Raw genomic sequence first — 20,705 nt, 5'->3', positions numbered from 1 at the left:
TGGCTTAAAATAGGAGTGCAAATTGCATTTGCATATGATACCTCACTCAAGAAGTGAAAATAAAAATAATATTGAAATTATCACTGCATGCAATACAACAAAATTTTGTAGGTCCAATACAAATTTTAACAGTCATAATAATTTAAAAATTATCATATTTTTTATACAACTCTACCCCGTACTGAAATACTACAGCTCAGATTCTAAAATTTTGAAATGGTATTCTTTTCTTGATAAATATTCCTTAACACTAAAAAATCTCTTGCTTAGCATTTAAAATTTTAAAATTTCTTCTTTATTGTTAGACAGTTACAAAAAAATAAAATTTCATTTCTTAAACATTTGATTCGAAATTCTTATAGAAATTACAGAATAAAAACAGATAAAACTTTTAACATTACATTTCTATAAAAGCCTTACGTAAAAACACTATTCCATAAAATAACAATAACGAATGTGCTTTTTTTTATTTCCATAATGATCCCTGCATGATTTGCAATAAAAATCGGTAATAAAATAAAAACTGTACACGACATGGAGTCGTAAAATGAAAAAATCACCATTATACTTATCTGTCGCTTTTTTTTGTTTCCCTATTATTTGCCACGCAGAATCATCATTCTTTAATGATTTATTTAGCGAAGGTGATGGATTTAAACGCTTTTCTGTTTCTGCTGGATGGCTTTATTCAAATCCAACAGGCAAAGCCAATCCAGTTCAAGTAAATACAGCTGTTAAGAAGGGTAAATATGAAATAGGTCCCATCAAAATTGATACTGTAAGAAATAGTATTGCAAAAACCCCTGAAGGTGAAACTGCTAGAAAAGGTTTCGAAGCACTAATTTCTCAAGGGAAACGTCAAGGTGCATTCGCTGATAATATCATTCCACAAACTGTAAGTGGTTATACGCAAATTGATAGTTTAGAGGCATGGTCTAATCCCAATACAGGATTAAAAGCTCAAAGTGTTAATACTGTTGGCTTACTCATGAATTACCATATTACAGATAATTGGTCTATTCAATTCAAAGGGGGTATCCCACCAAAAGTAGATATTGCGGGGATAGGACAAATTAATGCTCCAATTAAAGGTCTAGCTCTACCAGAAGGGAGAACAAGCAGATCTATTGCAAATGAAGAAATTAATAGCGCTGGACCTCTTCCTATAGATACCACTATACCTATTACCAACTTACAACAAAGTAAAATTGCAGCTACTGCACGAGCATGGTTACCCGCTACTGAAATTCAATATCAATTTGGAAAATCTGGTGTGAATAAATTTAGACCTTATATTGGTGTTGGTATCGTTTATGCACATTTTACACATGTCAAACTTAACAAAGGGATTGAAAGAGACCTTATTGCTGCTGGGCACAATATTAGCAACACATTGAATAATCGTGCAGGTGCAGCTATGGAAAAGCAAAAATCATCTGCAGATCCTGTTGTAAAAGTCAAAGCGACTGATGCATTCGCACCTGTAATTACACTTGGTGCAACTTATGATTTTAATGATAAGTGGTACGCTGTTGCTTCTGTTTCTTATTCAAAAATGAGTAATAAATCCATCATTACTCTTACAGATAGAAAAACAGGCAAAGAATTACAAAAATCTACCACCAAAATTAATATTGATCCTTTAATCACTTACATGGGTATTGGTTATCGTTTCTAAAAATAAAGACTATAACCATTTGAAGAAATTCACCTAAATTAAAATAAGAATTCGGAGCAATTCTCAATGAAAAAATTGATCGTACCCATCACTAGTTTAATGTTAGGACTACCTACTTTAAGTTATGCAGATTCAAATTATTTTTCAGTAGAAGATGACAACTTTAAACGCTTTTCTATCTCAGCAGGTTGGTTACATGGAAGTCCTCATGGCAAACCAAATCCTGTCCAAATGTCTACAGCTGCAACAGGAACTAATTATAAAAATAATAATATTAAAACCAATACGATTCCAAATTATATTGCCAAAACAAAAGAAGGAGACGTAGCACGTCAGCGTTATAAAAAATTAATAGATGAAACAAAGCAACCTAATGCTTTTTATACTTTTCCGAATAATGTCCTAACATCTGATATTAGTGGCATTACACAAATCAATAGTTTAGAAAATTGGACGAATCCTAATTCTGGTTTTAAGGCAAAAGATTTTGATGCTTTAGGCGTAATGTTAAATTATCATTTAACAGAAAATATTTCGGTTGCCTTACGACTTAACTCGCCATCTCAAGTAAAACTTGAAGGTGTTGGGCAAATAAACATGCCAATAGAAGGCTTTTCCTTACTTCAGGGAAAATCAAAAAATCCTAGAAATGCATTTTTTGTAAACAGTGACATAAATGCTGTACGTAGTATGCCTTTAAATGGTCGTATACCTGTTTCTAATTTAGAAAAACACCAAACAGCTGCCAATATGCGAGCTTGGTTACCTGCAATTGAAATGCAATATCAGTTTGGTAAAGCAGGTGTTAATAAATTTAGACCCTATGTTGGTGCTGGCATTATGCTCTCACACTTTAGTGGTGTAAAACTAGATAAAGGTGTCGAGAAAGATTTTATTAAAGTTGGTCATGTTGTAAAAAATTTAATGGATCAAAAAGCAGGTGCTGCATTAGAAGGTGCAACATCATCAGCAGATCCAAGAGTAAGTATGGATACCAATAGTAAACTTGCTCCTATGCTAACACTAGGTGCAACATATGATTTTGATCAGAATTGGTTTGCTGTTGCATCTGTATCTTATGCAAAATTTAATAATACAGCTGAAATTACTATTCGCGATGAAAAAACCTTTAAAGTACTAGGAACAGCCAAAACCAAAATTAAAATGGACCCATTTATGACTTATGTTGGCGTAGGTTATCGTTTCTAATCTTTTAATAAAGTCAAAAGGCAAATTCAATAGAATTTGCCTTTTTATAACTAATTTTTATTGATAAAAAAATTTAAATGAATGATAAAAATCATACGCTTCGCTTACTATATAGCTCCATTGACCATGGCTAAATGAATAATGTCCGAAGAAAAATTCTCTAAACCGCTTATTTATATGCTTATTGGAAGTGCAGTGATATTGGCACTTTCTTTAGGTGTTCGTCATGCATTTGGTCTTTATTTAGTACCTATGAGTCACGAATTTGGCTGGGGACATAATGTTTTTAGCCTAGCCATTGCAATGCAAAATTTAATTTGGGGTACTGTTCAGCCAATTACAGGTGCATTTGCTGATAAATATGGCAGTAAAATTGTCGTTGCAACAGGTGGAGTTTTATATTGCTTAGGTTTAATACTAATGGCAATGAGCTCCACAGGATTACTTCTTAATTTAAGTGCAGGTTTAATTTTAGGTCTTGCCTTATCTGCCACATCATTTCCCGTATTACTATCTGCTGTTGGTCGTGCTGCTCACCCATCCAAACGAAGCATGGCAATGGGAATTGCGAGTGCAGCAGGATCATTTGGTCAGTTTATTATGCTGCCAACTACTCTTCTACTTTTACAAAATGTAGGTTGGAAAGGTGCACTTATTGTCAGTGCTATTTTAATTGCTTTACTCGTTCCACTCGCCTGGACACTTAAAGCACCTATGTATGTTGAATCTCAAGCATCCACACAGCAAAAACAAAATCTCACGTTTAGACAAATTTTAATGATTGCCAAAAAGCATAAACCTTTTTGGTTTTTATCATTGGGCTTTTTTGTTTGTGGTTTCCAAGTTGTATTTATCGGTATACATTTACCAGGCTATTTAATTGATCATGGCTTTAATGCAACGACAGGTACAATCTTTTTAGCACTCGTTGGTTTATTTAATATTATTGGCACATATGGTGCAGGATGGTTAGGTGGAAAATACTCCAAGCCTCATTTACTCATGGGCTTATATGGCTTACGTGGTATCGCTATTATTGCCTTTTTATTATTTCCACTGACCACTTTCAGTGTTTATGCTTTTGGCATTGTAATGGGATTACTTTGGTTATCTACCGTACCATTAACAAATGGCATTGTCGCCAATATGTTCGGGGTTAAATATCTCACAATGCTCAGTGGTATTGTTTTCTTTACACACCAAATCGGTTCATTCCTAGGTGGATGGCTTGGTGGTCTCAACCATGATATAACAGGTAATTATGATGCAGTTTGGATGATTTCCATTGCTCTTAGCCTATTAGGTGTTCTTGTTCACTTCTTTGTCAATGAAAAGGCAGTGGTTCATGACTAATTCAATATCATTATTTAAAGTATGTTTATATCTAAGTATTTTTATACTTTTAGTCTTTTCCACTTTTCTATGGTTTCAAACGCCTGACTTGTTTGAATATTTTAATCAAGCTTTCTGTGCACACTAAACTATTCTTTTTGTCATAAAAATATCATATTTAAATAAGCGTTTTTAATTTAACAACTTCATAATGATATTTATCTTTTCATAAATTAATTTCGAAACAATAATTCAATCAAAATAATGATGAATCTCATTCAACTTTCTCAAGCGATTCATAATGCTAATCTTTGGCATCAACTTAAACAATTTCAGAATGCACATGAAATTCAGATGATTCCTTTCAAAATGAAGCTTTAGGTGCAATGTCAACCAGATTAGATACAAAGAAAGCTCAATCAGAATAAACTATTTACAACTTAAATAAATACTTGCTGAATATCTTATTTTAATTTTTAAACATCAACTAAAATTTCAATATAAATATAAACGGGAAAAAGTAGATATTGTATTTTGGGGTAATAAAATTACACTACATTCTCGTCATCCATTTCCTTCCAAACAAAAATGCCTATTAAAAAGAATTAGTTTGGCCGGTGGAATACCATTTTAATCATTTCCATGATCCAATTTAAAAGTCCTGTATATAAATATACAGGACTCATTTATGCTCTATTCTTATAATATTAAGAAGAAAAAACTACATCTCTGTCAAAGCCTAAACTTGGGAGTTTATTTGCTAAAATTGGAGCTGCATATGCGTTGATAGATACTTTGTGATCTGTCACGCCAATTTTCATATTTAAATAAGGCGAATCCATTTTGCTAATTAAATAATGATCTTCAACAACTTCACCTAAATAATTTCCATTAAGATCAACAAATATATTGAGCTGTGAAACATAACTTCCTAAGCACTCGCCTACAGGTGTATATAAAGATTGATTTAAAAAATTAGCAACATGAAATCCATGACTATTGTATAAAAACATTTTAGAACCCTTTTATCTTTTGTTTAGTTATTTTTTATACATACTATAGTGTATCTAACATAAATACAATCAGCGAATTAACAATTATTTTGATCATAAAAAAGCCCGTACTATTACGGGCTTTTTCAATATATATTTAAACTTAGAATAAACGGTTCATGCCATTTAAAGTCGCTACACGATAAGCTTCCGCCATCGTTGGATAGTTAAATGTTGTTTCAACAAAATACTTAATTGTATTGTTCGGGCTATTCATAACAGCCTGACCAATATGGATAATTTCTGAAGCATTATTACCAAAACAATGAACGCCTAAAATTTCTAAGGTTTCACGATGGAATAAAATTTTTAATTCACCCACTGTATCACCCGTAATTTGCGCACGCGCTAAATAACGGAAAGATGACTGACCAACTTCATACGGAATTTTTTCTTCCGTTAATTGCTGTTCAGTTTTACCAATTGAAGAAATTTCTGGAATGGTATAAATACCAGTAGGAATATCTGTTACTGGTGCAACATCTACTTCACCACTCATATTTGCACCTGCACAACGGCCTTGGTCATATGCAGCAGAAGCAAGCGATGGCCAACCAATTACATCACCAGCAGCATAGATATTGTCTATTTCTGTTTGATATTGATCATTTACAGCCAATTGCCCACGACTATTTGGTTTTAAGCCTACATTTTCAAGACCTAGACCATCTGTGTTGCCTGAACGGCCATTACACCAAAGAATCGCATCTGCTTTAATTTTCTTACCACTTTGCAAATGTAGAACAACATGATCATCAAAAGTCTCTAAATGATCAATTTGTTCATTATGGCGAATTAATACACCCTGTTCACGTAAGTGATAAGACAATGCATCAGAAATTTCATCATCTAAATAGCTCAGTAATTTAGGCTGAGTATTAATTAAATCAACTTTATGATCTAGACCAATAAAGATAGATGCATATTCACATCCAATTACACCTGCACCGTAAATAATAATTTTACGGATTGTGAAATCTAGATCTAAAATTTTATCTGAATCAAATACGCGTGGATGATTAAAATCTAAAATTTCAGGACGATAAGGACGTGAACCTGTTGCAATAACAAGTTGCTTAAAGATTAAAGTTTCTTTAATTCCATCTGGACTAAAAACGAGAACTGTATTTTTGTCTTGAATGTATGCACGACCATGATAGATATCAATCTTATTACGATCATAGAATCGTGAATGCGTATCGACTTGTTGCTGAATCACTTTGTGCGCATTACGCAACACTTGTTTCATTGTAAAGTGCTTCCATTCTCCCACTTTCTGGAACATTGGATCACGTTGATAGCGAATAATACTTGAAACAGTTTGACGTAAAGCTTTACTTGGAATTGTACCTACATGTGTACAGTTACCACCCAACTGCTCTCGCATATCAACAATTGCAACTCGCTTACCTGATTTGGCAAGTTTCATTGCTGCACCTTCACCCGCAGGACCAGAACCAAGAACTACCGCATCGTATTTTACGAACGCTCCACCAACGACCTCTTTTTTACGTGGCATTCAACGCTCCTCAATTTTATTTCAATCATCTGCCTTAGTTATATTATGACTCAAATCATACTAATTTGCTGTATTTACCTAGTATATATTAGGTGATATCCACATTTTTTATATGAATACTCTTATTTTCCCAATTTTTCGCGTTCTCAGTTATAATATCTATTAGAATATATCTATGTACTCCCCCGTCAAAACAGTGGAAAAGTTAAATATGTCAGAAAACCGTAAACCTGAACAGGGCGTTAAACTTCGTGGCGCAGAAAAAGTCGCTCGTATTCCTGTAAAAGTTGTTCCTACGGTTGAAACACCACGCAAGCCAGATTGGATTCGCGTGAAAATGTCTGCACCGGAAGAAGTGCAACGTATTAAAACAACCCTACGTGCACAAAAACTTCATACTGTTTGTGAAGAAGCAGCTTGTCCTAACCTCCCAGAATGCTTTGGTGGTGGTACAGCAACCTTCATGATTATGGGTGATATCTGTACACGCCGTTGTCCTTTCTGTGATGTTGCACATGGTCGTCCAAATGCATTAGATCCAGATGAACCTCGCCATATGGCTGAAACCATTGCAAATCTAAACTTAAAGTATGCAGTAATCACTTCTGTTGACCGTGATGATTTAGCAGATGGTGGTGCACAGCATTTTGTTGACTGCATTAAAGAAGCACGTGAACTCAGCCCTAAAACATTATTAGAAATTTTAGTGCCTGACTTCCGTGGTCGTATGGATATCGCACTTCGTATTATGACTGAATGCCCTCCAGATGTATTCAACCATAATATTGAAACAGTGCCACGTTTATACAAAGCAATGCGTCCAGGTTCTGATTACCAACACTCTTTAAACTTGTTAAAAATGTTTAAAGAATACTGCCCAGATGTGCCAACAAAATGTGGCTTAATGGTTGGTATTGGTGAAACTGAAGAAGAAGTGATTTCATTACTTGATGATCTGCATGCACATGGTGTTGACTATGTAACGATTGGTCAATACTTACAACCTTCTAAAGAACATGCACCAATTGACCGCTTTGTATCTCCTGAAGAATTTGAGCGTTATACAGCACATGGTCAAAAGCTTGGTTTCCGTAACATTTGGGCTGCACCAATGGTACGTTCAAGTTACTTTGCTGATCGTCAATACTATGGTGAACCTGTACCAGCAGTACGCCGTAAAACTGATCCGGCTAAAAAAATTGCGGTTCAAACGATTGAAGCTTAATTTGAATATTTAAAATAAAAAGCCCTCTAAATAGAGGGCTTTTTATTACTTCTAAACATCAATTTGAAAATTTTATAATTTAGGATAGATCAAACAACATAGCCAAGAGAAAAAGAATATCTCCATAAGACATTTAAAATTATGCAAAAACAAAAAAGGAGCTTGGGGTTAGCACCCAAACTCCTATAAAACGTAAATTTTTAAAAATACCAAGGACTACATAATCTGTAGCCCCTATAGATTATTGACCTGAACGGATAATGTAATCAAATGCTGAAAGTGATGCTTTAGCGCCTTCACCTGTTGCAATGATGATTTGTTTATAAGGAACTGTTGTACAGTCACCTGCTGCAAATACACCTTTTACATTTGTTTCATTACGTTCATTGATTACAATCTCACCACGGTTTGAAAGCTCAACTGCTGTTTCTTTTAAGAAATCAGTGTTTGGTAACAAACCAATTTGGACAAAGATACCAGCAAGTTCAATTGATTTAATTTCATCAGTTGCACGATCTTTATATTTAAGTGCTGTTACTTGTGAACCATCACCAACCACTTCTGTAGATAATGCATTTTTGATTACAGTTGTGTTTGGTAAGCTATTCAATTTATCTTGAAGAACTTGGTCAGCACGTAATTTAGTATCAAACTCAACCAATGTTACATGCTCAACAATACCAGCAAGGTCAATTGCAGCTTCAACACCAGAGTTACCACCACCAATTACAGCAACACGTTTACCTTTGAACAATGGACCATCACAGTGTGGGCAGTATGCAACACCACGTGTACGGTATTCTTGCTCACCAGGAACATTCATTTCTCTCCAACGAGCACCAGTTGAAAGAATAACTGTCTTAGATTCTAGTTTCGCACCATTTTCTAAAGTTACTTCTACCAAACCATTTGCTGTTTGATCTGCACCCTTAATATCAGATACACGTTGTAAGTTCATGATATCTACGCCGTATTCACGTACGTGTGCTTCCATTTCAGCAGCAAATTTAGGACCTTGAGTCTTCTGCACCGATGTGAAGTTTTCGATATCCATAGTATCCATAACTTGACCACCCATGCGCTCAGCAACGATACCTGTACGGATACCTTTACGTGCAGCATAGATTGCAGAAGTATTCCCTGCAGGTCCACCACCAATCACAAGTACATCAAATGCTTCTTTTGCATTTAACTTTTCAGCATCTTTAGCAGCAGAATTAGTATCTAATTTTGCAACAATCTCTTCCAAAGTCATACGACCTTGACCAATGTGTTCATTGTCTTGGAATACCATTGGTACAGCCATGATTTTGCGTTCTTCAACTTCATCTTGGAAGAATGCACCATCAATCATAGTTGCAGTTGTACCAGGGTTATAAATTGCAATTAAGTTTAATGCTTGTACAACATCTGGACAGTTATGGCAGCTTAAAGATACAAATACATCAAAATCAGATTTAATGCCTAAGCCTTTGATAGAAGCTAATACTTCATCAGATACTTTAGGTGCATAACCAGAAGTTTGTAACAATGCTAAGATCAAAGATGTAAATTCATGCCCCATTGGTAAGCCTGCAAAGAATACACGTGGTTCTTCACCTGCTTTTGCAACACCAAAGCTTGGTGCACGTTTATTTTTACCATCAAAACGAGCAGTTACTAAATTTGAAAGTGCAGCAATTTCTTCTACAAGTTCTTTAATTTTTGTAGATTTGTCTGATGCATCTAAAGTTGCAACTAATTCGATAGGACCTTCAAGGCGTTCTAAAAGAGCTTTTAATTGAGCTGAAGTATTTTGATCTAACATTGCTAACATCTCCAAAGGAGTAAGTATTTATTGAATGATGCTATGTTAAGCAATTTATAAACACAGGTAAAACAGTTTGTTTTTATACTTACAATCGGTTTTTTAAATAAAACTTCTCATTTAAAATAAATTTTTCTCTATTCTACCTATCCGTTTCTTTAAATTCCATGATAATAAAAATATTAAAATGGTTAATCCCACAGAAAAAATGCCAATAACAATGATAAAATACTGTACCAATTTACTTATGCGATTGGCTTGTAACACTTGTTTTTCCACAGTTTCTGCCATTGGAGTTAAGGCTTTACCATAGGTCTGATATTGCATAGTCCACAATTGTTCTGGTTTAAATCCATACTGAAAAAATTCAGAATTATTTTTTTCTGAATTAATCAAATCTAAAATATATGGAATAGCAGCATCTTTATCTACAGGTTGATGTAATAAAGCTACTTGAGCGAGTAAGTAAGCCTGAACAGTAGAATCCAAAGTTGTTGTTTTTAAATATTGTGCTAATTCACTTTGTTGTAAATCTTGGTCATAAGCGATTACTTTTGCATATGCTTGAAGGTCTTTATCTTTACGCTCATATTGAATATAAGTAAGCACTGACCACAGCAAAATAAATGCAATTAACCATGCAACAAATTTTAAGATAAAAGATTTAAAACGACGTGCAAAAAACTGGAATCTTTTTATAAAACGTATAATAAAAAAAGAGCCAATAAATGAAACAAATAACTTAAGAATAAACCAACCAAACCAAGATAATAAATTCATAAAATAGTCTGGTTGTGCATGTAAATTTGCTAAATTACCATCTGCACTAACAGGAATATGAAGTTGTTTTAGCTCTATTGTTAAACCAAAGAATCCATAAACAAAATCTTGCTGTAAAAATAAAGCAACCATTGAAGCTAAAAAAATAGTACCCGTACAAATCATATAAATATCGAGTCGTTGAGTCCGTTTTTTTATTTGAACAATACCACTTTCAATTTTGATTGGATCAATTGCATATTTTTCTAGCGACAATGATAGCTCCTTAATTTCACTTAAGATTTTTTAACATTTGACTCAATGATTAATTGATTCAAATTATTCTGTAAAGTTTTTAGACGTTCTGTTGCCTCAAAACGCTTTTGCATACCTTCTTTTTGAATTTGAATCACATCATTTACTGTATTGATTAACGTATTTTGTACATGCTCTAAAGTTTCAATATCAATCACTGAACGCTGATTCGCACGTGCTGTATCTACAGAGTTTTGGTGTAGTAAATCTGCATTTCGACGTAAAATTTCATTGGTTGCATCATCGATATTATTCGCAAGTTGCACGCTATTTTTCTGCTCATTTAACGAGATAGCTAAACTAATTTGGTTTTTCCATGCTGGAATAGTAATATTTTTAATGGCATAAAACTTATCTACCAGCATTAAATTATTTGATTGAATAATACGAATCATTGGTAATGATTGCATTGCTGAATGCTGTAAAATTTGAAAATCACTTACTCTTTTTTCCAAATTATTTGCCAAATGATTTAAATCATAAATTTTTTGAACAATTGTTTGGTCTTGTTCTAGTGCTGTCAGTTGACTAATTTCAGCTTGAATCTCTTGCTGCTTAATTTTCCCTGCTGCAATATAAATACCAAGCTCTTTATATTCATTTTCCACCCCAATAAACATTTTATCTAATGTTTCTACTCGAGCTTTTAATCCCGACTGAGAGGTTTCAATTTCTTTCACTAGAACATCTAATTGTTCTTTTGTTGTATTAAATGCCATATCAAAGTTGTTTTTAGCACCTTTGATTTTATTCATTATTTTACCTAAAAAGCTCGAATTTTTTTTCTGATTTAAAATACTTGACGTATTTAACTGTTGCGCAACTTGTACCACTTCATTCAGTTTTTGTCCTGTTTCTTCTAAATCTTTATTTTGAACAAGCCCTAACAATTCATCAGTATATGTTGCCGTTTGTTGAGCAATGTTTTTTCCATACTCTGCAATTGCATGATAATTTAAATCCTGTAAATCTTTACGAGCAGCCATAACTTTTTCAAAATCATGTTCATTTAGCCCAATTTCTTTTAAATTGAGTTGATTAAATTTTTCTTTACTTTGTTCAACTGAAAATTCAGTTGCCACAATATCGTACTTTTCAGTATTAACCATATGCTACCTTTATGATGAATTATGTTATTTTTTCTAAAGACTTTTTCAAAGTCGAAATTAAATCTTGACGAGTATGATCTAATTTTTCTAAATCAGTTTTTGATACACTCTGATGACTTTGCTTTACATAGTATTGCCATGCTGGAATAAGAATTTGCTGTGCTTCATTAAAACGGTCTAATAAAGTAAATGCTATTTGTTCTGACAGTTGCATTTGAGTAATAGCAATATCATTATTTGCCTGTAAAGTCATCAAACTCATTATTTTTTTAGATAGTCGCTCACTAAAATTATCTAATGGATGAATATCTTTAACAAATTTTGGATATTCATTTAAAAAACTTTCAGCAGCACTAATATAATGAGCCATTTCATCACGATATAAATGTATTTCCTCAATTCTTTTTCTTGATTTCTCTATTTCTATTTGTAATTTTTGACTCAGTTGATTCGCTTTTGCCAATAAAAATTCTAGCTTTTTATAATACTCAATTTGACCTGCTCCATATTCAATATCAATACCCAACCATTTTTGAAGTGCATTAAACTTCCTAACTTTTAGATATTTTTTTGAATCAGATAAAACTTGTATTAATTGCTCAATTGTTTGACTAAGTTGATTAGTTAGATAAGGATCTACTCCACTCAAACGCTGTGCTTGAGCCTGAACAATATGATCTGCATAATGATTCAAATGATATTGATCATTTAATACTAACAATAAATCATCACGCTGAATCACTAATATTTTTTCGCGATCAAGCATAATATCTTTAATTGGTATCAAAACAATCATTTGTGGCATATCTTAAATAATCCAATAGAATCATTCTTATATTACGTATTTTATCATCATGTTCGAGTAGCTTTTTGAAACGATATCATTATTTTGAATAATAACTTTAGAACTGATGTAATCTTATACCCAATATTATCAATTTTATTTTTATAAAAAGAAGCCCTCGTCAGGACTTCCTTTATATTACATACTCTAAAAATACCTATATAAATAAGACTTTTATAAGTAATTTCCCTCACGCTCTGGCTGATAAATTACTTTTTCAATGCGAACCTTCATGATATGACCATCTGGTTGTGGCCATTCAATATCTTGACCCTCTGCCAACCCTAGAATTGCAGCACCAACTGGAGCTAAAATATTGACCTGTCCTTTATCACCTGTAAAATCATGAGGATAAACCAATGTCACCTCAGTAGATTCAGTTGATGGTGCAATGGTAATTTCAACTTTTGCATTCATCGTCACAACATTCGATGGAACATCTTTTGCTCCAACAACATCCGCACGTGCCAACTCATCTTCTAGGTGCTTCATGGTATCTGTTAATACCTTTTGATGTTCAAGCATTGTCTCTAAACGATTCAAGTCTTGTTCTGAAACAATAATATTTGGTTTAGTCATACAGAAAATCCTTAATTTATGAGTATGCTCATTGAATTATTATTCAACTTTTAACTTCGTGTTTTAAATTAAATTATCTTGTAAATGTACATGAATATTTAAACATTTCACAGTATAAAAAAAGCCTCCTTGAGAGGAGGCTTTCTCAATCAGAGTTTATTTATTTTGCATAAACTGGGAATTTAGCACATACCGCTTCAACTTTTGCCTTAACAGTATTAATAACAGCTTCATCACCTTTTGCATCTAGAATATCTGCGATCCAGCCTGCAAGTTCACGAACTTCTGCTTCACCAAAACCACGTGTTGTTACTGCTGGTGTACCAATACGGATACCAGAAGTTACAAATGGAGAGCGTGGATCATTTGGAACAGAATTTTTGTTTACAGTAATGTGAGCAGCACCTAACCATGCATCAGCTTCTTTACCCGTAATATCTTGTTTAATTAAAGATAATAAGAATAAATGGTTTTTTGTACCGCCAGAAACAATATCATAACCACGAGCAATAAGAACTTCAGCCATTGCTTGAGCGTTCTTAACAACTTGTTGCTGATATTCTTTATATTCTGGAGCCATTGCTTCTTTAAAGCAAATTGCTTTAGCAGCAACAGCGTGAACTAAAGGACCACCTTGGTTACCAGGGAATACAGCTGACTGTAATTTTTTCTCAATTTCTTCGTTTGCTTTTGCAAGGATTAAACCAGAACGTGGTCCACGAAGTGTTTTATGAGTAGTCGTTGTTGTTACGTCAGCAATTTGAACTGGACTTGGGTAAACACCAGCAGCAACAAGACCAGCAACGTGAGCCATATCTACAAATAAGTAAGCGCCAACTTTATCCGCAATTTCACGGAAACGTTGCCAATCAACAATTTGACTATAAGCAGAAAAACCAGCAACAATCATACGTGGCTTATGTTCAATCGCTAAACGCTCAACTTCTTCATAATCGATTTCACCTGTTTCAGGATTTAAACCGTATTGAATCGCATTATATGTTTTACCAGAGAAACTTACTTTAGCACCATGAGTCAAATGACCACCATGTGCTAAGCTCATTCCAAGAACAGTATCGCCTGGATTAAGTAAAGCTAAGTAAACTGCTGAGTTTGCTTGTGAACCAGCGTGTGGCTGAACGTTTGCATAATCTGCGCCAAAGAGTTCTTTAGCACGGTCAATTGCGACTTGTTCAATAATATCAACATATTCACAACCGCCATAGTAGCGTTTGCCTGGATAGCCTTCCGCATATTTGTTAGTGAGTTTTGATCCTTGAGCTTCCATAACTGCTGGAGAACAGTAGTTTTCTGAAGCAATTAACTCAATATGAGCTTCTTGACGAGCATCTTCATTTGAAATTGCTTGAGCTAATTCTGGGTCAAATTCAGCAATAGAGATGTTGGCAAACATTAGCGAGGTCCTATAAATTTAGGGCTTTTAAGCCGTGCTAAGATTGGCGCGTATTGTAACATGAAGTTATCTTATTTTGAGCGTAAACTTTACACAGTTTGCGATAAAAAATGCTCATGTTTATAAAAAAATGAGCATCCTGAGTAAAATCAACTTATTGAATTGGCATTAATGTTTTTACATCTTGTAAGAAAACTAAGTGATTATTGGTATATACAGTAAAATGATCCCAAATCATGGATTTTTTATAACTTACTCTTGTTCCTAATTTTGTAGCATTGGCATAAAGTAAATCCGTTGCTGCAATAGGAATAATTGTGTCTACCCCACCATGATACAAAATAATAGGCGTATCCACTTTCACAGTTAAAGGCTGTAAATCTTTATCTATAAATTGCCTAATTTTTAAATTTTTGAAAAAGTTATCTTGTAAACGCCCATACCCAGCTAAAGAATTTAGATTAAGTGTAGCATGTTGCGTCATTTTAGAGCTCATCTCAGCCATTATTTCTGCCACACATTCTCGCTCTGCTATAGGTGCAACATCAGCTAGATGTGATTTAAATATTTCACCATATGAAATTGTATTGTGATGCCCCTGTGTTCCAGCTGCAATTAATGAAGTGAAGGAATCTAAACTTGCATAAATAGGAATTTGCATTACTGGCAGCTGACCTTGAGCAAGTTTTGTCTTATCAATCAATATTTTCTCTAAATTAGATGCGGGTGCAATCGCAATTGTACCTTTATAATCTAGATTAGCTCGTGATGCATACTGAGCCGCACCAAGAACTGCATGACCTCCCTGCGAATGCCCAATACTCAACCATTTTTTAGAAAGCTTTCCTCCATTCCTAGTTAAATAGGTATGTGTTGCTACAACTGCATCTGTAATCGAATATGCTTCGCTTTTTAAATTTAAGTAAGGATGATTCCCAGGACTACCTAATCCTTCATAATCTGGAGCAACAACAACGTATCCAGCTGCCAAGAGCATTGCAATAAAAACCTCAGTCCCTTTTAAACCCTGTTTACTAGGAGCACATTTATCAGCAACTCCTGTAGTTCCGTGAGCCCAAACAACTGTAGACCAACCTTCTTTTGGAACAGTACCCTTTGGTACAAATACTAATGTAGTTGCTGTTGTTTCTTTTCCATTTACACCTGACATTTTATAGGTGAGTAATGTTCTTTCCGAGCTAACAGGAGCAAGTACAAGATCATCACTAATATTTGCATAAGATGAGACAGAAACTACAGGATTCTCAATCTTGTAGGTAATCTGTTCATTATTTACTAAAGCATCTCTTTGCTGGTTACTAATTACTTGTGTTGGGGGGCTATTTTGTAAAACATTAGCAGGCTGACGCCCATTTAATTGGTTATTTCTATTTTCAGATTTACATCCTATTAATAGAACTAATGAACACATAGTCATGGCTATTATATTTTTCATAATAGCACCTCTACTATTTATTAATGAGAGAAATAAATACTAAATAGTTTATTTAAAAAAATAGTTTTATATTTGTTTTCAAAAAAAAGGATAATGTAAAAATCATCACAATTTTATTTTTTTTTAAAACTCTATAATTCAATAAAAGTATTTTTGAAAAAAAATTAAACAAATATACAATCATACACTTACATAAAACACCTTAATAAAAAATTATTTATTTAAAACTTCAAAAATACTTTATCAACTTCCCCTATTTAACAAAACCCACCAAATAACAATAAATAATTACCAATGAATTAAATAAAAATAAAAACAATAATATTTTTAATAAAAATTGTAATTATTTTTACAAGGATATTATTATGAAAATAAAATTACTCACTTATACAATTGCAAGTATTATGTTATCTGCATGTGGCGGTTCATCACAAGATCAGGCAAAAAACAATCCCGTTACAAATGCAAGTCAATCATCTAACAATTCGAATAGAGAAGTCACTAATATAAACTGTATCGAAACTGGAGCATATGCTTGTAAAACAGGTCGAACAGAGCCTCTTTATACTTTCCAATGGGCTCTAAATTATCAAGAAAGCTTCTTTAAAAAATTTAAAAGTATTTGGAAGAATGATGCAGATCCTCAAAATTACGATTTAAATGTAGAAAATCTGCACAGACAAGGAATTAAAGGACAAGGAATTAATATTATTATTTTAGATGACGGTATTGATATTAAGCATGAAGATTTAAGCTCAAATATTAAGCTTGATATGACTTATAATTTCCAAAATCGAAGCAATGATCCAACACCACCATTACTAGATGAAAATAAAAATGATGCTCATGGAACTAATGTTGCTGGAATTATTGCTGCTGCTCAAAATGGAAAAGGAATAATGGGGATAGCATCTAGGGCCAATTTAGGGGGTGCCAATTATATTTCAACAAATACATTAAAAGACACTATCGCTGCTTATGGAGGGGCTCCATTTTCTCAAAATGTTGATATTTTCAATGCTTCTTTTGGTCGAAATCCAATAACTCCTCCTTCTTATAATGATAGAAACATAGAGTTATTAGTTCTAAGGAACTTACAATATCTGCGACAAAATAAAGGAGCTATCCTTTTAAAAGCAGCAGGTAATGAGTTCATTGCTGACACTCAATCTACATCTGCTATCCGCGATTGTCTTCCGCAGTTTCAAAATATATTAAGTTGTGAAAATCCTGCTCATGAAATTCAAACACTAGAACCAACAACAATAATTATTGCAGCTGCAAATACGAAAGGAATAAAAGCAAGTTATTCAAATGCAGGGGCTGTGAATTGGGTGACAGGCTTAGCAGGTGAATCAGGTTTAGGTGGTGAATATGGTGAGGGTGTAGCTAGACTCCGACACTTCCTTTTACAGAACCATAAGACTCAAGGTCCATCAATATTTTCAACAGATTTACAAGGTTGTGTATATGGCTATAGTCGCAGTGATTCAACTGATAATCTCTTTTCTCGAGGATTATCTAAACTTAATAGAATACTCAATAATGCCAAATGTGATTACTCACAAATGAATGGTACATCTGCTGCAACCCCTTCAGTAAGCGCAGTCACGGCATTAATCTTACAAGTAAATCCTAATTTAACTTGGCGCGATGTTCGTGAAATATTAAAAAGAACCTCACGCAAAATTGATCTTAATTATGTTTCAAGAAGTCAGGCAAATCGCTTAGTCGACTTAAAAACAGGGCTACTTTTAAATTCAACGGGTACTAAAAATGACATCAAAGATGGTGCTACTCAAGTATCTTTAGAATTTGGTTGGCAAACAAATAATGCTGGCTCTCAATATTCTAACTGGTATGGCTTTGGTTTAGTTGATGCTACTGCTGCTGTAGAACTCGCAAAAACATATAAAGCTGGCACTTTGCCATCTAGATTACAAATTCCACAATTTTCAAATGCTTTTCCTAACATACATCATTTGAATTATGGTCAAGTCACCCGCTTAGGTATTATTTCAATGAATCAAGGAAATACAATTGATCAATTTCAGTTAAGGTTATCGGGGCCAATTTGTGCTGGAAGTGTAGGAATATTTGTGAAATCACCATCTGGTATTATTTCAACGCTCTCTATCCCCTACAATATTTATTATAAATCAGGCATATCAAAAGTTCAGAATTATAGTTTGGGTAGCTATGCATTCCACGATGAAAAAGCAAATGGGCAATGGGAGATTTTTGCTATAAGTGGTGATAAAGGTACTTGTACATCAGAGGTTAGTGCACAAGATCCACTTAAAGTCGAATATCGAGTGATTCCAAAAACATCATCTTAAGGAAATGGATATGAAAATTATAAATTTAGCTAAAATCAATTTAATATCGATTCTTTTTTTAATGCCTGCATATAGCTATGCACAAACACAACTATCTATAGGACAACTATTAACTAAAAAGGAACATGCACAACTTAAAAGTTCAAAAATCAAATTGAATCAAGAAATTTATGACATAATTCCCTCAAACATACCTGATCAAATTTATTTAATTAATGATCAAGGCGCTGTTGGCATCGGTGAGACAGTTGTTATTATTACTGAGGTTTCTCAAAATAAATTTAAAACACAAGCATCGCATATTCTTTCTTTATCTGATTCTATCGAATATTATGATCATATGAAAATAGTTCACATAAAATTCAAGAACTTTTCTCAAACATTAAATGCATATAATCAGTTACTAAAAATTTTTCCAGAAGACAATGTAAGTATACCTATTCAATTTAGCCAACCAAAACTACGCTGAAATATGATTATAAATAACAGCAGACCTTTATTCAAAACGTCTGCTGTGATTCAATATGGTTTCTAACATTCTCATTTTTAATATTTATTTTAATTTTAAATACCATAGGATAATATAATGATTCATTTTTTCTAATTTCATCTAAATGGTCTAAAAAAATCAATATAAAATACTTATTTCTGAAAATATTTGTTCTATAGATTTGATAATGGTAAATTAAATTTCTTTCGCTTATTGGCATAGGTTATGCACGCAATCATTTTAGATACAGAAACCCATACATTAAATGGTCAACCTATCGAAATTGCTTACGCCCCTATTGAAATTAATGACGCTAAAATTACATTAGATAAATCTCAACTTTTTGATCAGTTGTATCAAGCAGATGAGCCTATTTCTTATGCTGCAATGGCTGTTCATCATATTCTAGAAACAGACTTAGCAGACCAGCCTCATTACACAACATTTAAACTCCCAGCAGAAACACAATATATTATTGGTCATAACATTGATTACGATATTCGTGCTATTCAAAAATGTGGTGTAGATACATCTTCAATTAAAGCGATTTGTACCCTTGCCCTAGCTCGTAAAGTTTGGCCTGATGCTGAAGCACATAATATTTCTGCTTTAATTTATATGATCAGTAAAGGAAGTGAAAAAGCACGTGAAATGATTCGTAAAGCACACCGTGCAGATATGGACATTATTTTAACGGCAAATATTTTGATGCATATCGTGCATCACTTAAAAATTAATAATATTGAAGCATTATATGAAGCATCAGAAGATGCACGTATTCCACGTACTGTAAATTTTGGAAAACACAAAGGAACATTAATTGTAGATTTACCACAAGATTATGTTCAATGGTTACTACGCCAAGATGAGCTTGACCCATATTTACGTAAAGCATTAGAAAATACTGCTATTTCAACGTTATAGTCTACTCTCATAATTTCTTTCACTTATTTTCATACTAGAAAAATAAGTGAAAGAAATCTTTTATATAAATAAACGTTTAATTTAGTCATTTTTTAGATCATTTTTTTATTATTGACATTTAAAATAATTACATAATATTGATTTTTATAATTTATTTATAAAGGTTTAATATTTACAGAAATATTTACCAATTTTATCCGACTTTAGCTCATTTTCTTTATTCTCTATTTACGTATATAAATAAATGTCTTTTTATTATCTATGTCCAGATCATGCTTTACTTAAAATTTGAACCATTCGACCAGCCAACACAACTGAGTAAAGTCGGAAACTGGGTCATTACATTTGTCAGCACTAAAGATGATTTAACTCATATTCTCGCCATTACTCATGTTATTCCACGACAAGCCGATCAAGAAATCCAAATTCGACGTTTAGTTATTCAAGCAACAAATACGGAAAATTGCTGGGAAATTTTAAATATCGAAGCCTTTAATGGCATATTAAATCAAGAAGTTATACTTAATTTACAAGAAGAAAAAACTCAGCAATTGATTTTAGAGATACTTAAAGAATTTAATAAATATGATGTATCTATTCAATTAATTTCAGAAAATTAATTTTTTATTTTTGATTAAAAAGATGCCTTCCATC

The 20,705-nt window shown here is 33.2% G+C and carries 17 protein-coding genes; 8 read left to right on the top strand and 9 right to left on the bottom strand.

Translation table 11 applies throughout. From position 1 onward, the window contains the following. The first annotated feature begins 547 nt into the window (after window positions 1-547). From AOY20_RS08880 to AOY20_RS08870, 3 genes are all read left to right on the top strand, one after another. Window positions 548-1,678, top strand: coding sequence for an OmpW/AlkL family protein (locus tag AOY20_RS08880; protein WP_054581523.1), 1,131 nt, complete (start codon window positions 548-550; stop codon window positions 1,676-1,678). Between the two features lie 66 nt (window positions 1,679-1,744). After that, complete coding sequence (locus AOY20_RS08875; RefSeq protein WP_054581522.1) at window positions 1,745-2,887, top strand: OmpW/AlkL family protein; 1,143 nt, start codon at window positions 1,745-1,747, stop codon at window positions 2,885-2,887. 141 nt (window positions 2,888-3,028) lie between these two features. After that, entirely contained in the window at window positions 3,029-4,240 is a 1,212-nt protein-coding gene (locus tag AOY20_RS08870; RefSeq protein ID WP_054581521.1) for an MFS transporter, read from the top strand. 686 nt (window positions 4,241-4,926) lie between these two features. On the opposite strand, the gene AOY20_RS08865 is transcribed toward AOY20_RS08870, so the two are convergent. Next, a complete protein-coding gene (locus AOY20_RS08865) occupies window positions 4,927-5,232 on the bottom strand; it encodes a hypothetical protein (RefSeq protein ID WP_054581520.1) in 306 nt (101 codons plus the stop codon). Window positions 5,233-5,374: 142 nt separating this feature from the next. Then, the gene (gene sthA / locus AOY20_RS08860) at window positions 5,375-6,790 is read right to left on the bottom strand and encodes a Si-specific NAD(P)(+) transhydrogenase (protein WP_054581519.1); all 1,416 of its coding nucleotides are present in this window, start codon (window positions 6,788-6,790) and stop codon (window positions 5,375-5,377) included. A 211-nt stretch (window positions 6,791-7,001) separates the two neighbouring features. On the opposite strand from sthA, the gene lipA reads away from it, so the two are divergent. Further along, window positions 7,002-8,015 (top strand): lipoyl synthase, encoded by a 1,014-nt coding sequence (gene lipA, locus AOY20_RS08855; RefSeq protein ID WP_054581518.1) that lies wholly within the window; start codon window positions 7,002-7,004, stop codon window positions 8,013-8,015. A 241-nt stretch (window positions 8,016-8,256) separates the two neighbouring features. Here the strand turns inward: lipA and ahpF are convergent, their stop codons facing one another. The 7 genes from ahpF to AOY20_RS08820 form a co-directional block, all read right to left on the bottom strand. Then, a complete protein-coding gene (gene ahpF, locus AOY20_RS08850) occupies window positions 8,257-9,822 on the bottom strand; it encodes an alkyl hydroperoxide reductase subunit F (RefSeq protein WP_054581517.1) in 1,566 nt (521 codons plus the stop codon). A gap of 120 nt (window positions 9,823-9,942) precedes the next feature. Further along, window positions 9,943-10,857 carry a hypothetical protein gene (locus AOY20_RS08845; protein ID WP_054581516.1) on the bottom strand — a complete coding sequence of 305 codons (915 nt, stop codon included), beginning with the start codon at window positions 10,855-10,857 and terminating at the stop codon, window positions 9,943-9,945. Window positions 10,858-10,877: 20 nt separating this feature from the next. Continuing rightward, window positions 10,878-12,005 (bottom strand): toxic anion resistance protein, encoded by a 1,128-nt coding sequence (locus tag AOY20_RS08840; RefSeq protein ID WP_054581515.1) that lies wholly within the window; start codon window positions 12,003-12,005, stop codon window positions 10,878-10,880. 19 nt (window positions 12,006-12,024) lie between these two features. Beyond that, window positions 12,025-12,810 carry a hypothetical protein gene (locus tag AOY20_RS08835; RefSeq protein WP_054581514.1) on the bottom strand — a complete coding sequence of 262 codons (786 nt, stop codon included), beginning with the start codon at window positions 12,808-12,810 and terminating at the stop codon, window positions 12,025-12,027. Between the two features lie 213 nt (window positions 12,811-13,023). Then, window positions 13,024-13,428: a nucleoside diphosphate kinase regulator gene (gene rnk / locus AOY20_RS08830; RefSeq protein WP_054581513.1), complete on the bottom strand. Its 405-nt coding sequence runs from the start codon at window positions 13,426-13,428 to the stop codon at window positions 13,024-13,026. 160 nt (window positions 13,429-13,588) lie between these two features. Then, a complete protein-coding gene (glyA, locus tag AOY20_RS08825; protein ID WP_054581512.1) occupies window positions 13,589-14,842 on the bottom strand; it encodes a serine hydroxymethyltransferase in 1,254 nt (417 codons plus the stop codon). Between the two features lie 154 nt (window positions 14,843-14,996). Continuing rightward, entirely contained in the window at window positions 14,997-16,298 is a 1,302-nt protein-coding gene (locus AOY20_RS08820) for a lipase family protein (protein WP_081403378.1), read from the bottom strand. Window positions 16,299-16,663: 365 nt separating this feature from the next. Between AOY20_RS08820 and AOY20_RS08815 the strand changes: the two genes are divergently transcribed. From AOY20_RS08815 to AOY20_RS08800, 4 genes are all read left to right on the top strand, one after another. Continuing rightward, window positions 16,664-18,637, top strand: a complete 1,974-nt coding sequence (locus tag AOY20_RS08815) for a S8 family serine peptidase (protein ID WP_054581510.1) — start codon at window positions 16,664-16,666, stop codon at window positions 18,635-18,637. 10 nt (window positions 18,638-18,647) lie between these two features. Further along, the gene (locus AOY20_RS08810; protein WP_054581509.1) at window positions 18,648-19,106 is read left to right on the top strand and encodes a hypothetical protein; all 459 of its coding nucleotides are present in this window, start codon (window positions 18,648-18,650) and stop codon (window positions 19,104-19,106) included. A 246-nt stretch (window positions 19,107-19,352) separates the two neighbouring features. Beyond that, window positions 19,353-20,051 (top strand): putative quorum-sensing-regulated virulence factor, encoded by a 699-nt coding sequence (locus tag AOY20_RS08805; RefSeq protein WP_054581508.1) that lies wholly within the window; start codon window positions 19,353-19,355, stop codon window positions 20,049-20,051. A 272-nt stretch (window positions 20,052-20,323) separates the two neighbouring features. Continuing rightward, complete coding sequence (locus AOY20_RS08800) at window positions 20,324-20,671, top strand: hypothetical protein (RefSeq protein WP_054581507.1); 348 nt, start codon at window positions 20,324-20,326, stop codon at window positions 20,669-20,671. Window positions 20,672-20,705: the final 34 nt, after the last annotated feature.

It is taken from the genome of Acinetobacter equi (assembly GCF_001307195.1).
In the GTDB taxonomy this organism is placed as follows: domain Bacteria; phylum Pseudomonadota; class Gammaproteobacteria; order Pseudomonadales; family Moraxellaceae; genus Acinetobacter; species Acinetobacter equi.
Note: the sequence above shows the minus strand (reverse complement) of the source record. Positions and strands in the feature narration are given on the sequence as shown.